Source organism: Microvirga brassicacearum (genome assembly GCF_008757455.1).
Lineage (GTDB): Bacteria > Pseudomonadota > Alphaproteobacteria > Rhizobiales > Beijerinckiaceae > Microvirga > Microvirga brassicacearum.
Window position 1 is genome coordinate 19,920 of record NZ_VCMV01000015.1, and the last position, 14,169, is coordinate 34,088.

Annotated in this window: 10 protein-coding genes and 2 pseudogenes; 1 reads left to right on the forward strand and 11 read right to left on the reverse strand. The window is 61.5% G+C overall.

Translation table 11 applies throughout. The annotated features are described in order from the left end of the window. Positions 1-197: 197 nt before the first annotated feature. The 7 genes and pseudogenes from FEZ63_RS11980 to nirK all read right to left on the reverse strand — a co-directional run bounded on the left by FEZ63_RS11980 (position 198) and on the right by nirK (position 6,812). The gene (locus FEZ63_RS11980; protein WP_244622769.1) at positions 198-2,369 is read right to left on the reverse strand and encodes a mechanosensitive ion channel family protein; all 2,172 of its coding nucleotides are present in this window, start codon (positions 2,367-2,369) and stop codon (positions 198-200) included. Between the two features lie 965 nt (positions 2,370-3,334). Then, on the reverse strand, positions 3,335-3,778 hold the full coding sequence (locus FEZ63_RS11985; protein WP_150944676.1) for a lipid-binding SYLF domain-containing protein: 444 nt from the start codon (positions 3,776-3,778) through the stop codon (positions 3,335-3,337). A gap of 65 nt (positions 3,779-3,843) precedes the next feature. Then, positions 3,844-3,960, reverse strand: a pseudogene (locus FEZ63_RS25625) (polyphosphate kinase 2); the annotation flags it as partial. Positions 3,961-3,972: 12 nt separating this feature from the next. Continuing rightward, a pseudogene (locus tag FEZ63_RS26205) lies at positions 3,973-4,068 on the reverse strand (polyphosphate kinase 2); the annotation flags it as partial. Positions 4,069-4,558: 490 nt separating this feature from the next. Next, positions 4,559-5,257, reverse strand: a complete 699-nt coding sequence (locus FEZ63_RS11995) for an IS6 family transposase (protein ID WP_150944678.1) — start codon at positions 5,255-5,257, stop codon at positions 4,559-4,561. Then, a complete protein-coding gene (locus FEZ63_RS12000) occupies positions 5,224-5,565 on the reverse strand; it encodes a hypothetical protein (protein ID WP_150944680.1) in 342 nt (113 codons plus the stop codon). The genes FEZ63_RS11995 and FEZ63_RS12000 overlap by 34 nt, the downstream gene beginning before the upstream one ends. A gap of 149 nt (positions 5,566-5,714) precedes the next feature. Beyond that, on the reverse strand, positions 5,715-6,812 hold the full coding sequence (gene nirK, locus FEZ63_RS12005; protein ID WP_150944681.1) for a copper-containing nitrite reductase: 1,098 nt from the start codon (positions 6,810-6,812) through the stop codon (positions 5,715-5,717). Between the two features lie 324 nt (positions 6,813-7,136). On the opposite strand from nirK, the gene hemN reads away from it, so the two are divergent. After that, the gene (gene hemN, locus FEZ63_RS12010) at positions 7,137-8,489 is read left to right on the forward strand and encodes an oxygen-independent coproporphyrinogen III oxidase (protein ID WP_150944684.1); all 1,353 of its coding nucleotides are present in this window, start codon (positions 7,137-7,139) and stop codon (positions 8,487-8,489) included. A gap of 327 nt (positions 8,490-8,816) precedes the next feature. Here the strand turns inward: hemN and FEZ63_RS12015 are convergent, their stop codons facing one another. From FEZ63_RS12015 to FEZ63_RS12030, 4 genes are all read right to left on the reverse strand, one after another. Continuing rightward, positions 8,817-9,326, reverse strand: a complete 510-nt coding sequence (locus FEZ63_RS12015; RefSeq protein WP_150944686.1) for an RrF2 family transcriptional regulator — start codon at positions 9,324-9,326, stop codon at positions 8,817-8,819. A gap of 690 nt (positions 9,327-10,016) precedes the next feature. Then, a complete protein-coding gene (locus FEZ63_RS12020; RefSeq protein WP_150944688.1) occupies positions 10,017-11,924 on the reverse strand; it encodes a nitric oxide reductase activation protein NorD in 1,908 nt (635 codons plus the stop codon). A 14-nt stretch (positions 11,925-11,938) separates the two neighbouring features. Next, positions 11,939-12,751 (reverse strand): CbbQ/NirQ/NorQ/GpvN family protein, encoded by an 813-nt coding sequence (locus FEZ63_RS12025; RefSeq protein ID WP_150944690.1) that lies wholly within the window; start codon positions 12,749-12,751, stop codon positions 11,939-11,941. Positions 12,752-12,818: 67 nt separating this feature from the next. Further along, the gene (locus FEZ63_RS12030) at positions 12,819-14,165 is read right to left on the reverse strand and encodes a cbb3-type cytochrome c oxidase subunit I (RefSeq protein WP_150944692.1); all 1,347 of its coding nucleotides are present in this window, start codon (positions 14,163-14,165) and stop codon (positions 12,819-12,821) included. Positions 14,166-14,169: the final 4 nt, after the last annotated feature.

Genomic DNA, 14,169 nt, shown 5'->3' on the forward strand with positions numbered 1-14,169 from the left:
AATCCCAATCCCTCATTGGCTGAGCAGTTCGACATCCTCGCCGCCGCATGAACCAACCACTGCAATCTCGCAGTTCCCGTGGCTCAAGACAAAGTTTGCAACAGAACCGTTCGGAAGGCCCGGCTCGCTTCTGAGCGTATCATCGCGGACCCTCATTGAGACATGGTTTGGCTGGAGGCAGCCAGCCAACTCGCCCATCATTCGGGAGTGGGTGGCTTGACGAGTTTGAGCGCCTGATGGGCCGCCACCGACCCGGCTTCCTCGTGGCCGGCCACCTGGACGGTAGGGATCGCGAACCGGATGCCGTTCTCATCAAAGGCCTGCTTGATCATGGCCAGGGCCCGACGACGGATGACGAACTGCTCACCGGGCTTAGTCATCATCTTGAGGCGGATCTGGATTCCGTAATCGCTGAACTGCTCGACGCCCTGCATCTTGAGCGGTTCGATGATGTGCGGCGCGAGTTCCGGATCCTCCGCCAGCTCCTTCCCAATCTGCTTGATGAGTTTCTTCGCCTTTTCGAAATCGGAATCGTAGGCCACGCCGACGGTCACCTTGTCGATGACCCAGTCGCGGCTCATGTTCTGCACGGCCCCAAGCACCCCATAGGGCACCGTGGAGAGCGGCCCACGGTGATGCCGCAGCTTCACCGAGCGGAACCCGAATGATTCCACCGTTCCCTTGTAGCTGCCGCTCTGGATGTACTCGCCGACGCGAAAAGCATCGTCGAGCAGATAGAAAACGCCGCTGAACACGTCCTTGACCAGCGTTTGCGAACCGAAGCCGATGGCAACGCCCACGATGCCGGCACCGGCAATCAGCGGCCCGATCTCCACGCCAAGCGCCGAGAGGGCCATCATCGCCGCGACGGCTACCAGCACAACCAAGATCACGTTGCGGAAAATCGGCAGAAGCGTTCGGAGCCGCGCCTGCTTGACAGCCGCCTCGGTCCCGGGCGGGGACAATGCCTCGGCCCGAGCGAGACGCCGGTCGATTAGCGACTTGAGCACCTGCCAGATGAGGTCGGCGACCAGCAGGATTACGATGCTGCTCAGCGCGCCCCGCAGGAGGCGGGTCAGGAGGGTGTCGCGACCGGTCATCTCCACCAGGTCAATGTGCCAGGTGTGGGCGAGCAGAAACGCGGCGCCGACGATCAGAAGAGCTCTGATGCCACGATCCAGATAGATCGCCATCAGACTCGGCGCGGAGGGTGCCTCGGATCCCCCCACGGGGCGAAAGACATGATGGCTCGCCGTGCGGGCGACCATGATCGCCGCGGGCAGAAGGAGAGCGATCGCCAAAAGCCAGAACAAGCGCATGAATCCCACAACCCAGAATCCCCAGAGCAGCACCAGACAGAGGGATAGCAGCCAGGGGGCGACTGCGTGACGGGCCGTGTGCCGCGTCGCGTCCGGAAGGGCATCGGAGGCGGCCGGCCGGGCCCAAACGACATTGAGGGCAATGGCGAGGAGTCCAAGTCCGAGGGTATAAGCGACGAGCTCGCGGGCCTCCGGCGAGAACCCCAGTGCGCTGAGAACGTCGAGCGTAGCGCGGCCAAAGGCGAACCACCCGACGAAGAACGCCAGGCGGCGAAACCAGAACAGGGCGGCGTCGGCGGACAACGGAACGACCCGGAAGCGCTCCGTATCCTGCCGCCTGCCGCCATCCGGAGCCAGGAGGAAGCGACCAAGGACCAGCACTAGGCGCAGGATCACGGCCGCGATCAGATAGGCGAGGACGACCTGCCTCAAAAGCGGGGGCCAGTCGAAAGCCAGGAACGCGCCGATACTCCCAAGTCCGAAGATCGCCACTTCGCTGAGGCCGAAGGCAAGACGCAGGCCGATAGCGCGCATCCGATCGGACGGTGTCTCGCTAGGCAGGGTAACAATCCGTCTCTGTGGACGAGCCGTGACCTTCCTGAAAATCAATTCGGTTCCGGCACCCAAGGCGACGAATCCGAGGACAAGGATCAGCACCCCCACGAGGCGGCGGCCGCGCAACTCGGCGAGCAAGCGATCTGCGGCGTTGCGGAACTCGCTCGGCAGACGCGGCGCCGCGGCCGCGAGGGAGGCGAGGTGTTCCCGCAGGCTCGCGGTCCGGGCCGCCATCATCTCGGAGGCCGTCATCTCGGAGGCCGACGGCGGCGGTCCTGCAAGCGCCGGCGCGGGCTGCTGCTGTTGGTCGATCCATCCCCGAACGGCAGGATCCTGCAAGAGGTTCAGGAGCTGCTGCACCTGTGGCGGGGGAGAACTCTGAGCCGAGGTGGTTTGGGCGTCGGCTGCCGGAGTCCCCGCGAGCATGAAGAACAGCAGCGCCAAGCTCCAGAGGAGCCCTGCCGGTGCGTTGCGGTCGGAGTGCGTCGTCATCATGAAGCCACCGTCTTTAAGCGAACGCCGCTTTGCGCCCTTATGCAAGTGCCTTGCCGGGCCGGCAGGAGCGAAACGGGGTGTCTTGCCCGAAACCCGACGCGCACCCGACGGCGTTTGGAGGCGGGCTATGATCAGGCTATGGAGGCAACGCTCCGCCTATAGGCACCGGGTGACCACCTGCCCGTAGCTGTTGACGACCTGCACGCAGCCCGCTGCCGATGGGCGTAGGCGCCTGTGGCGGCTGGCCGCTCCTCTCATCAGCATAGCCGCGATGACCCATCCGCGTCTCATTCGCGCGCCCTTTGTTCCGGGAAGCTTAGCAGCATAAAGGGCGTTCCGCGAAATACGTGGTGTTGGTACTGCACTGAATCGAATGGCGTACCTGGTTGCCGGCGGATCGTCGAGAAGCGATTCCCGTGATAGGCCGCCGTGTAAGGCACCTGGATGTATTCGAACGTCTTCTGGACGACCCGGGCCGGGAGGTGTCCTTGTACTTCGCGAAGTTCGGGATGGACCCCGCTCTGAAAAGGACCTCGTTGAGGTTCAGGCCGACCCCGACATAGAACGTCCGTTCAATCGGATAGCCAAGTCTTCGCTCGTCCAGCTCAAAGCCGCGCGCGCGTGGAAGCCGGCGTGCAGTTCAACGTAACGCAAAGGCGTATTTGAGAATGGGACCTTCGCAACCCCGAGTTCAAGAGGATGAGGGTCAACGTTGCCGGAGAGCTGGAGGCAAACGAGCGCATTCGGGGCAGCCTTCAACGCAACAAAGCACGGATCGACGAGCAGGCAGCCTATCGGAGCGTTTAGGGTTCCGGCGATTGGACTATTGCGGGGCGGGTGAACTGCTCGGGAAGGATGGCTCGCCGCAAAACGAAGCTAAAGCTCGATCCTGGGATCGGCAACGAAGGTGTGAGAGTCCCGCACGGCAGCGCCCAGCTGCGAATTTCAGTACTCGCTGTGGCGCTTCAACGCAGGCTGACTTCGACTCCGCTGACGCTGGTGTTCAGCTCCAACCCAATGTTGCGGCCCTTCAGATCGAGCACGACCCCTTTCCCGTTCTGGAGCCTGATAGCCGACACGCCACCGCCAACGGCGGCGCCTGCACCGACAGCGGTGTAAGTGCCAGCGATGTCGGAAGCCCGACGCAAGTTGCTGGCGCGGCCTGACAACTCGGCCTTTGACGCTCCGATCGTCGCACCAAAACTCAAGCCGCCGATCCGCAACGGATAGCGACGTCCCTGGAAGACAAGAGTCCCCCGGCCGCCCCCGACACCGACGATGAAACCTGCCTTCACAATCTCGATGTTAACTGTCCCGGTTTCGGCCCACGCGGGTACCGTCAATACAGGGGATACTGCAAACGCAACTGTCATCAAGACTTGGCCAAGAGCTTGCCGGACCTTCAACATTGAAGTCTCCCGTATTGGCGTGGATGGAGATAGCACATCAACATCATGACCCGACTCAATGACGTATGGGAAATGCAATTGAGCCGGGCCCGTCGCTTGTCGTCGCCCTTGATGACGTACCACGGACTGAGATCGGTGTCGGTCGCGGCGAGCATCGCGTCCCTGGCGCGCCAATAGTCGTAGCCTTTGCCGGCTGCATCCCGGCCCTCGAACAGGATGACGATCCGCGAACCGGTGTGCTTGACCCAGCGTTGCAGCCTGACAAGTCCTCCCTGTAGCCGCCCCCCAATTGCATCTCAAACGTCTTGCGGTCGAGCTTATAGGTCTCCCCGCTGGCGTCGGGCACGCGGGCCCTGTTGTCCTTGCCCATGGTCACGGCTCCTTGGCGCACGCGAGGGGGATGCAGAAGCTTTGCATATTTCCGCCTCGCTCGCACCTGTTGCGAGGGTCCGCAGGGGCGGTCTCATCACACTAGAGTTCCGTCGTCCGCAGGCGCATTCGGGCTGGTGGCCGCGCCGCAGGGTGCGCTCATTAGGCACCATTCGTCATCGTCATTTCAAGTGTCGTCGCCGCCCATCCTTCAAGTACCGTGTCCTGACTGCATCTCTCTTAACGACGCAACCCACACGGACCAAGGAGCCGCTGAACCAGAAGGTGCATTCAACGGCGGCAATAGGAGAATTTGCATGACCAGCTTCGAAGATTTGGGGAGGACGATACTCCGCGGTTCCGTCGCAAATCTGAAGTGAAGTCAAAAGCCATTAGAATTCCGGCGACGCGTCACGCTGTAAGGAGGTCGAATTGAGCAGCGAGCGTCGGCTCCATATTACGGACGTATTTCGCCTGCTGTTTCCGCATCATGTGGACCATCTCGATGCCGCCGAGGATGACCCGAGCGCTGTGAACGCTCTGGAAGCCGAGCATGGGCCGAACCCGGCGCTTGATACGCCGATGATCCTGCTCAATGCGATTGTTGAGGTAGCGGCTCTGCCTGATCCTGATTGGCTTCAGCCTTCGCCTTGATCTATTCTGCAGCCGATCGGTTGTATCGACGGAAAGGATCGCTTCACGATTAGTCTGACTGCCGTCGATGACGATCCGTTCTGGGCGACCGTGCCGCGTCAGCGCACGGGTCAGGAAGCGTTTGGCGGCCGCGAGATCACGTCGTGTGCTGAACCAGAACTCAACCGTGTCACCGTTGCTGTCGACGGCGCGATAGAGATATTTCCACTGGCCCCGTACCTTGATGTATGTCTCGTCCACATGCCAGTTCCGACTGACGGCACGCTTGCGGCGGTTGAAGCGCTCGAGCAGTTCGGGCGAATAGCGAAGAACCCATCTGTGAACCGTTGCATGGTCGACCGAGATACCTCGCTCGGCCATCATCTCTTCGAGATTCCGCAGGCTCAAACCGTAAGCCAGATACCACCGCACGCACAGGAGAATCACCGAGCGATCGAAATGCCGACCTTTGAACATGATGTTCTCCCCGAACTGGACCTCGGCCACAGTAGCAGGCGACAGCAAACAAAATGTTTGCGACGGAACCGTTCGAGCAGCGCCGCGATGCGTTCCGCCTGATGCCGGGCATCGAGGATCAGGCCGCGAAGCTGGCGGCGGGTTTCCAGCGTCTCGAACCGCTCCAGGGCGGCATCGACCTTGCCACGGCATCGGCAGTCCAACTCAAGCGCGCCCATGACGGCGCGGACGCGCGTCAGCAGGTGGGGTGGATCGGATTTCGTGGCCTGGTTCAGGTCAGCATCGACCTCGTGCAGAACTGGCTTCATCGCTTTCTCCGTAATGATGCTCGCTGTGCCGGAGTGCGCAACCTGGTGATCAGGTGCAGCTATTCTCACAATCTGTTCGGAGCCCGAAGAGCTCTCCGACGATGAAAGGTCCGAGTTGCCCGGACCTTTCATCACGTCGGTCGATCTGGTCAGTGGCCGCCGACTGATAGAGCCGACTTCTCGGGGTTGTGGTCCTTGAACACCGCGGCGTTCTCCGCTCCTTCAACCTGAAGGATGCCGGCCAGCCCGCGCTCGACGCGGCTCAGAGCGTGATCGACGAGGATGTAGTTGCCAGGCACCTCAAGCTTGAAGTCCACTACGGTGGCCCCGCCGGGAGGCGTCGTGACCGTCTGGACGTCGCTCAGTGGCTGAGCGGTCAGCGAACCCATGGCGTAGACCTTGTCGAAGATCTCGCCGATCACGTGGAACGACGAGGTATAGTTGGGGCCGCCCACGCCGAAATAGACCCGAACCGTTTCGCCCACCTTGGCCTTGAGCGGGGTCTTCTTCAGGGCCTCGGTCGTGCCGTTGAAGATGAAATATTCCGGCCGCTCGCTGATGAGTTTGTCGTAGCTCTCCTCCAAGTGACCCTTGGTGCCGAACGCCTGCTCGGTATAGATCTCGCCCTGCATGACGTAGAACTCACGGTCGACCTTCGGCAGGCTTGCCTCCGGCTCCACCAGGATCATGCCGTACATGCCGTTGGCGATGTGCTGGGCGACCATCGGTGTTGCGCAATGATAGACATAAAGGCCCGGCTTCAAAGCCTTGAACTCGAAGCCGCGGCTTTCGCCCGGTGCCGCTTCCGTTGCCTTGGCGCCGCCGCCAGGGCCGGTGACGGCATGAAAGTCGACGTTGTGCATCACCATGCTGTCGTCGTGGTTCTTGAGCTTGACCTCGACAGTGTCGCCAACCCTGACCCGGATGAACGGGCCGGGAACCTTTCGATTGAAGGTCCAGTAGTGGTAGGTTGTGCCGTCGGCGAGCTGGCCAGTTACCTCGACGGTTTCGAGGTCGACCTTGATCCGCTGCGGGCCGCGCTTTCCGATGGGACCCGGAAGATCGGTGGGATCGCGCACCACGTTGGCGACCGCCTCGGTAGCGGCGTGCGCGTGGCCGGCGGCGGCGATCTTGTCGCCCGCGTTGGCCGCAAGCGGGGCGCCGAGCCACGCTGCGGTGGCAAGCGTTAATGCAGCAGCGGTCGCAAGCAGCTGCCGGCGTCCCGAGATCTTCATGGCCTTCATCATTGTCTCCTCTATGGGACCGCCTGGCGGATCATCGTGGTCCGTCTTTCGGATGAAGATTATGTACGCTGCGTCGCCTCACCGTTATTTGTCGCAGTGCAAATAAGAACGCGAAAGCGTCAGCCCATTCGTGAAATTCAAAGACTTGATCCCGATCAAATCGAGCTTTGAATGCAAATGAGTTGGCCGGAGCGCTCTTTTCTCGACCACCGATCCATTTCGTTGAGGGAGGTCAAAGAACACAGGGTGGATGTCTCGTAGACAGGCCTCATGTCATTGACGCAACGCGATGCACCATTGCGAGACGTCGCACCGCAAGGGCTTTCCATGAGAGATGATCTGAGAGCACGATACGGCGAGGAACGACTTCCGCGCTACACGAGCTATCCTACCGCTCCGCAGTTCTCCGACGCCATCGGGCATGCGACCTACGCAGAGTGGCTTGCTGCTCTTCCGGGTGGATCGACCGCCTCCCTCTATCTTCACGTGCCTTTCTGCCGCTCGATGTGCTGGTATTGCGGATGCCACACCACGATCACTCAGCGGGATGCGCCCATCGTCGATTACCTTGCCGTGCTCCGCCGCGAGATCGGTCTGGTGGCGGATCGCCTGAGCGTTCCACTGCCGGTGCGCCATGTGCATTTCGGCGGGGGAACTCCGACCATCATGGAGCCGACTGAGTTTCTCGACCTTATCGACCTAATGCGGCGGTTGTTTTTCCTTGAGCGCGATGCCGAGATCGCGGTCGAGATCGATCCCCGCACGCTGACGCGGCCCATGACGACAGCCCTTGGCGAGGCCGGCGTCACCCGCGCGAGCCTGGGGGTTCAGAGCTTCGATCCGGTTGTGCAGCGCGCGATCAATCGCATCCAAAGCTTCGAGCAGACCGCAAGGGCCACGAACGGTCTGCGCGATGCGGGTGTGAGCGGCATCAATTTCGACCTGATCTACGGCCTGCCGCATCAAACGGTGGCCTCCTGCATCGACACGGTGCACAAAAGCATCGAGCTGCGCCCAGAGCGCTTTTCCGTCTTCGGTTACGCCCACGTCCCCACATTCAAGAAACACCAGCGTAAGATCGACGAGGCCGCGCTACCCAATGGCGCGGCCCGCTACGAGCAGGCGGAGGCTATCGCTGACGCGTTGGCCCAAGCTGGATATCGCCGAATCGGCCTTGATCACTACGCGCTGCCGGAGGACTCCATGGTGCAGGCCCACGTCGATGGGGTCTTGCACCGCAACTTTCAGGGCTACACCACCGATCCGAGCGACGTCCTGATCGGCTTCGGGGCCTCCGCCATCGGAAGGCTGACGCAGGGTTACGCTCAGAACGAGGTCGTACTGGGACGCTATGCCGAGCGCATCTCACGCGGAGAGTTGGCGACGGCGAGGGGTTATGCCCTCACCGCCGACGACCGTCTCCGGGCCGACCTGATCGAACGGGTGATGTGCGACTTCCGGATCGATGTGGCCGAGATATGCGGCAGGCATGGCGTGGCTCCGGAGACCATCCTGCAGTCGATCCATCGCCTTGAGCTGCTGGAGCAGGACGGCATCATCAGGATTGACGGCAATGTTTTGTCGGTGAATGACGACACGCGCTTCCTGGTGAGAAGCGTCGCCTCCGCCTTCGATGCTTATCTCGGCGCCTCAGGCAGGATGCACAGCCGCGCGGTGTGATCGGGCATCGGCGAAAATGCCGTCAGGTCCAGTCCCGCGCTTGGCTCGTGACGGCTTCGGCTTCGCAGCATGGTTCCTCGTCTGGTCGACGAGTACGTCAGGCGCAGGACCGTACCCGATGTACATTGCCAGTTGCGGCATCGCGTTGCTCGTGCACGGGGCATTCATGCCAACTGCGAAACTTCGGCGTCTCGCTGGCCTTGAGGGGAGGGCAGGAAAATGGGACCGTCACGTATTCGTCCGTCAAATGGTTGTAGACATTCTTGTACAAGCATTCGGCCGAAGCGGGTCCTGCCGCGAGCAGGAGAAGCGCCATCAGAGGGGTCCTCATTGGCATGGCAATAGACCTTTCGTTTCGTCTGTCGATATCGGAGTGAGGGCAGCGGCGACGGGTTCGCTTTCTTCGCCGATGCCAAGGCGCTGCCGCAGAGTGCGGCGCGGCGCAACCAGGCCCGCCAGCGTGACTTGATCGAGTTCGGCAAAGAAGGCATCAGCCGCCCGATCCATGGAGCGGGTGAGGAGACAGGCGCCGTTTAGAATGCATGTGAACGGCCCGTCGCCGAGGCATTCCACTAGACGGGTGTCGCCCTCCAGGTCGCGGACGACCTTGCCCATCCGGATCGTGGAGGCCGGCTTGGCGAGCTTCAGCCCTCCGACCCGCCCGCGAACACCCGTGACGTAGCCGAGTCCCACCAACGTCTGCGCCACTTTCATCAGATGGTTGCGGGACAACTTATGCCGCTTTGCCAATTCCTCGATCGTGACGAGCCGTTCCTCCATGACAGCGAGGCTCATCAGGATCCGCAACGCAAAATCAGTGTGGGACGTCAGCCGCATTAGAACTCCTAAAAGAGGCATTTAACATACATCTTTTCCGGATAACGGAAAGAGGAATTCGGGAAAAGGATTTTGAAATGAGTTCGGCGGCCGCGATCGATTGAGTCTTCGAAATGCGTCACCGAAGGAATCATCCTCCGAATCTTGATGAGCGCGTTCCGGGGGATGAGGAACTGGGACCGGTCTTTTATCGAACCCGCGCAACCGCTGGAACGAGCAGCTCCCGTTTGACGTCAACCTCACGGAGTCCGTGCGGGCGCGCGGATGCCAGGGCAGCGGTCGATGACCCATAGGTCTGGTTGAGACTCAGTTCGTGCGGTGTTGGCGCCGTTCAAAACGACGGCCACGAGATCTGCGAAATCGATTTCGCAGCCTTCTTTTCTCATCGCGCATAAGCGACGCTGACATTCCGCAAAAGGATTTCAACATCGGCCCCTAAGCGCTGCATCTGCCCGGCTGCGCCGCCGCAGGCAGCGTTCGCGATTGCCTGTCCCGGAGGCGGCAGGACGGCGACGGCTAACACCGGAGATACCTATTCTCGCTCTGCCCGTTTGAACGACTACAGATTTGCCTTCGATCTGCACGTCAAAACCATCAAGCCACGCCAGCGCATTGGTGAGGTGGGATCAGGACCGATGAGGCTCACTTCACACAGTTTTGGCGTGCAGGCGACCTCGATCATTTTCGGACCTATTGGACAAGATGCCGGTAGATCGCGGGCAGGGCGGATGGGAGCTTTGCCACATGGCTGACGATGGCGTAGCCGCCGCGGCCGAAGAGGGTCGGAAAATACGATTGCGCCTCGCGGTCCACAGTGACGCCGAACACGGTGACGCTCGCGCGACGCGCTTCCATGACGGCGCGGCGCGTGTCCTCGATACCGAAGCGGCCCTCGTAATGGTCGATGTCGTTCGGCTTGCCGTCGGTCAGCACCAGCAGAAGTTTCTGGCGGTTCGCGCGCTCGGACAGTTTCGCCGTCGCGTGGCGAATGCCGGCGCCAATCCGGGTGTAGTATCCGGGTTTCAGGGCCGAGATGCGGCGTAAGACGTTCGGGCTCAGCGGCTCGTCAAAATCTTTTACCGTCTCGGCTCGGACCCAGGAGCGGCGGCGCGATGTGAAGGTCATGATCGAATGCGAGTCCCCGCAGGCGGCCAGCCCATGCGCCAGGATAAAAAGGGCATCCTTCTCGACATCGAGAACCCGTCTGTTGTCCACCCAGGCATCCGTCGAGAGGGAAACGTCGACCAGCAGCGTTACCGCCAGGTCGTGCGCTTGGCGCCGGCTGGCGAGATGGATGCGATCCGACCCCCATCCGCCCGATCGCAGATCGCTGCGCGCGCGCACCAATGCGTCGATGTCGATTTCTTCGCCATCGGCCTGCGCCCTCAGGATTTCGTGCTTCGGCCGCAGCGCCTCGAACTGGCGGCGCACGCGCCGGATGCTTCGGACGGCTTCTTCGTCCGGCTCCCAGATCTCTCCCCGCTCGGACGCTTGCGCTGCCAGCACGCGGCAGTGGTTCGGGAGATAGGCCTTCCGGGTATAGTCCCATTCCGGGTAGGTCAGATCGGCTGACAGGCAGGCAGTATCGACGGCTTCCGGCGGTAGGTCGAGATCGAACTTCAATCTGGTCGCCGGCTTGCCGCGATGCTGGGTAAGCGGAATTTCCTCTGTTTCGTCCAACGCCTTCTCGGCGTTCTCATCTTCGTCGTCATCCGAAGGGCGATTGATGTTGACCATTTCCGCCATCGCCAGGATCTTCTCGAACCGATTCAGGATGAAGGGGTCGCTGCGTTGGGACTCGTCGGCTTCGCGCCGTGTGGCGAAGCGTTTCCGGGTGTCTGATGCGGCAAGATCGCTGGCACCGGCGGGTTCATCGTTGTCGCGGTTTGCCGCTTCGGAGGTGCGAGCCCAGGTGTCGCCCCAGAGTGGAACCGGAAGGAAGGCTTGATAGACTGCAGGCGCCTGTAGAGCCGTATCGCCGGCCCCCGTTTCCCAGAAGGAAGGCGGCACGGAGGTATCGTCACCCAGGAGCGATAGCACGATCTGTTCGATCTTCCCCTCGGTGACGGGAAGAGGACGTTGCGGGCGCGCCTCGCGCATCGCGGAGCAAAGTTCCTTGTAAACCTCTGCCAGTCCCGGACATGCCGCGAGAATGGTCTCGACGGTCGTCTGCGTTCTCTTGAGCAGCAAGAGGTCCCGACGCAGGGGATCAGCTTCACCGATGGCGCTTGTCGGCACATGGGCGAAGTAGGCCGCCAGCCAAAAGTACAGTGAGCGGTTCAACGCGCTCGAAGGAAAGATCTCGATCCTAGGCGGCAGGAAGAGAGTGGCCGCATCGCGCCCCGGCTGTTCCAGTCGTTCCTCGGCGATTCCGATGCGCTGGCGCAAACTCATGCGGTGTGACGACGCGCGAGCCGTCGTGCCGGCCAACTGCACGCCGAACTCGCCGCCGAGACTGCGGAAGAAGATCGCGAGTGAGGCACGCACGTCGTCGAGGGAGACGCCGAACCCAGGATGGCGTGGATAGGTGGCAGCACGGCCGACGAGCCGATGCCAAAGCTGTCCGACGGTCTCTTCGAGTTCCAGGAAATCGAGCACGATGCTCCTCCGGGTCAGCCGAGAGTGGCGCGAGCAACTTCGATCAAACCCTTCTTGACATCGAGATCGTCGGTCAATGGCTCGATCATGGCGGCCGTAACCGCCTCGTCCCGAGATAGACCCGCAGCGATAAGGGTGGCGCAATAGATGACCAAACGCGTCGAGACGCCTTCCTCCAAATCCTGTCCTTTCAGTACGCGCAAACGACGGGCCAGCAGCAGGAGCGGACGAACGCAATCCGCCGACAGGCCGCTCTCGGAGGCGACGACGGCAATCTCGTGCTCTAGTGGAAGGAAGTCGAACTCGATGGCTACGAAACGTTGGCGGGTCGAGGGCTTCAGCGACTTGAGCAGGGTCTGGTAGCCAGGGTTATAGGACACGACCAGCATGAAGGAGTCCGGTGCCTGCAGTTCTTCGCCCGTGCGATCGAGCGGCAGGATGCGGCGGTCGTCGGTGAGCGGATGCAGCACCACGGTCACATCCTTGCGGGCTTCCACGATCTCGTCGAGGTAGCAGATTCCGCCCTCGCGCACGGCGCGGGTGAGAGGACCATCCGCCCAGACGGTGTCACCGCCCTTGAGAAGATAGCGGCCCGTGAGATCGGCGCCGGTGAGATCGTCATGGCACGACACGGTGTGGAGCGGCAGGCCGAACCTGGACGCCATATGGGCCACGAACCGCGTCTTGCCGCAGCCCGTAGGGCCTTTCAGAAGAAGCGGCAGGCGCTTGCGCCAGGCGAGTTCGAAAAGGGCGCATTCGTTGCCGGCAGGTACATAATAGGGAAGTTCGACAGCAGGTGCGGGAATCGCTTGCAGAAGAGTTGTCATCGGCGGGTTTTCCGAAGCAGGATCATCGGGAGGAGAGGGCGGCCCCAAGGGTCAGCCCTCATGTGGATTACTCGGCAGGCTGCAGTCCTTGCGTCCGGCGCGGAGCCTTTTCGCGGCCAGGGACCAGCACTGCATAGAAGAACATCAGCGCCGACATCAGGACGAACACACCCGAGCCGAGGCGGATCCAGTAGAACAGCGCCAACTGGTCCTGGACGTCCATGAACGATTGTCCGAGCACACGCTGCAAATGGACCTGAATCACGCCTGCGAAAGTGAGCGCGAAGGTCATGACCGACATGGCCGTGCACATGATCCAGAAGCTCACGATGCTGAGCATCTGGTTGTACGGCTCGCGACCGAGGATCTGCGGCATGGCGTAGGCCATGACTGCGAGATTGAGCATCACATAGGCGCCGAAGAAGGCGAGATGCCCGTGCGCGGCGGTGAGCTGCGTGCCGTGAGTGTAGTAGTTCACCGAGGACAGGGTGTGCAGGAAGCCCCAGACACCCGCTCCGAAGAACGCCATCACCGAGCAACCAATCGACCACAGCAGCGCAGCGCGGTTGGGATGGCGGCGGCCGGCTTTCCAGGTCATCTGCACCGTGAAGATCACCATGGTGAAGAACGGCGCGACCTCGAGGGTGGAGAACAGCGAGCCGATCCACTGCCAGTAGCCCGGCGCGCCGATCCAATAGAAGTGGTGACCGGTTCCAAGAATTCCGGAGAACAGCGCCATGCCGACGATGACATAGAGCCACTTCTCCACCACCTCGCGGTCGATGCCGTTGAGCTTGATCATCAGGAAGGCGAGCACGGAAGCCATGATCAACTCCCACACGCCCTCGACCCACAGGTGCACGACGTACCACCAGTACATCTTGTCCACGGCCAGGTTCGACGGATTGTAGAAGGCGAACAGGAAGAATATCGCCACGCCCCACAGCCCAAAGAGAAGGATGTTGGTCACCACGGTCTTGCGGCCTTTGAGAGCCGTCATCGTGATGTTGAACAGGAACATCAGGCAGACGACGACGATGCCGACTTTGATGATGAAAGGCTGTTCGAGAAACTCGCGACCTTCATGGATCTTGAACAGGTAGCCGACGACCGCAACACCCGCCGCGCCGAAGAACATCCAGAACTGGATCTTGGCGAGGAGCGGACTGAAGAGTTCTGTCTCGGTCTCCTCCGGGATCAGATAATAGGTCGCCCCCATGAAGCCGATGAGGAGCCACACGATCAGCGCGTTGGTGTGGATCATCCTCACGACATTGAACGGTAGAATCTCGGACAGGGTGTTCGGCAGAACGTAGATCGTGCCGGCTAGAACGCCGAACAGGACTTGTGCCAGGAACAGGGCCAGTGCTCCGTAGAAGTAAAGCAGGGCCACCTTTTGTGTTTGGTATTTCATGATG

What these genes read in the sequence shown, in the direction of transcription:
- FEZ63_RS12025 (WP_150944690.1), bottom strand. Translation starts at nt 12,751, where the DNA reads ATGACAACTCTTCTGCAAGCGATTCCCGCACCTGCTGTCGAACTTCCC.
- FEZ63_RS11980 (WP_244622769.1), bottom strand. Translation starts at nt 2,369, where the DNA reads ATGATGACGACGCACTCCGACCGCAACGCACCGGCAGGGCTCCTCTGG.
- FEZ63_RS12015 (WP_150944686.1), bottom strand. Translation starts at nt 9,326, where the DNA reads ATGCGGCTGACGTCCCACACTGATTTTGCGTTGCGGATCCTGATGAGC.
- nirK (WP_150944681.1), bottom strand. Translation starts at nt 6,812, where the DNA reads ATGATGAAGGCCATGAAGATCTCGGGACGCCGGCAGCTGCTTGCGACC.
- FEZ63_RS11985 (WP_150944676.1), bottom strand. Translation starts at nt 3,778, where the DNA reads ATGTTGAAGGTCCGGCAAGCTCTTGGCCAAGTCTTGATGACAGTTGCG.
- FEZ63_RS12030 (WP_150944692.1), bottom strand. Translation starts at nt 14,165, where the DNA reads ATGAAATACCAAACACAAAAGGTGGCCCTGCTTTACTTCTACGGAGCA.
- hemN (WP_150944684.1), top strand. Translation starts at nt 7,137, where the DNA reads ATGAGAGATGATCTGAGAGCACGATACGGCGAGGAACGACTTCCGCGC.
- FEZ63_RS11995 (WP_150944678.1), bottom strand. Translation starts at nt 5,257, where the DNA reads ATGTTCAAAGGTCGGCATTTCGATCGCTCGGTGATTCTCCTGTGCGTG.
- FEZ63_RS12000 (WP_150944680.1), bottom strand. Translation starts at nt 5,565, where the DNA reads ATGAAGCCAGTTCTGCACGAGGTCGATGCTGACCTGAACCAGGCCACG.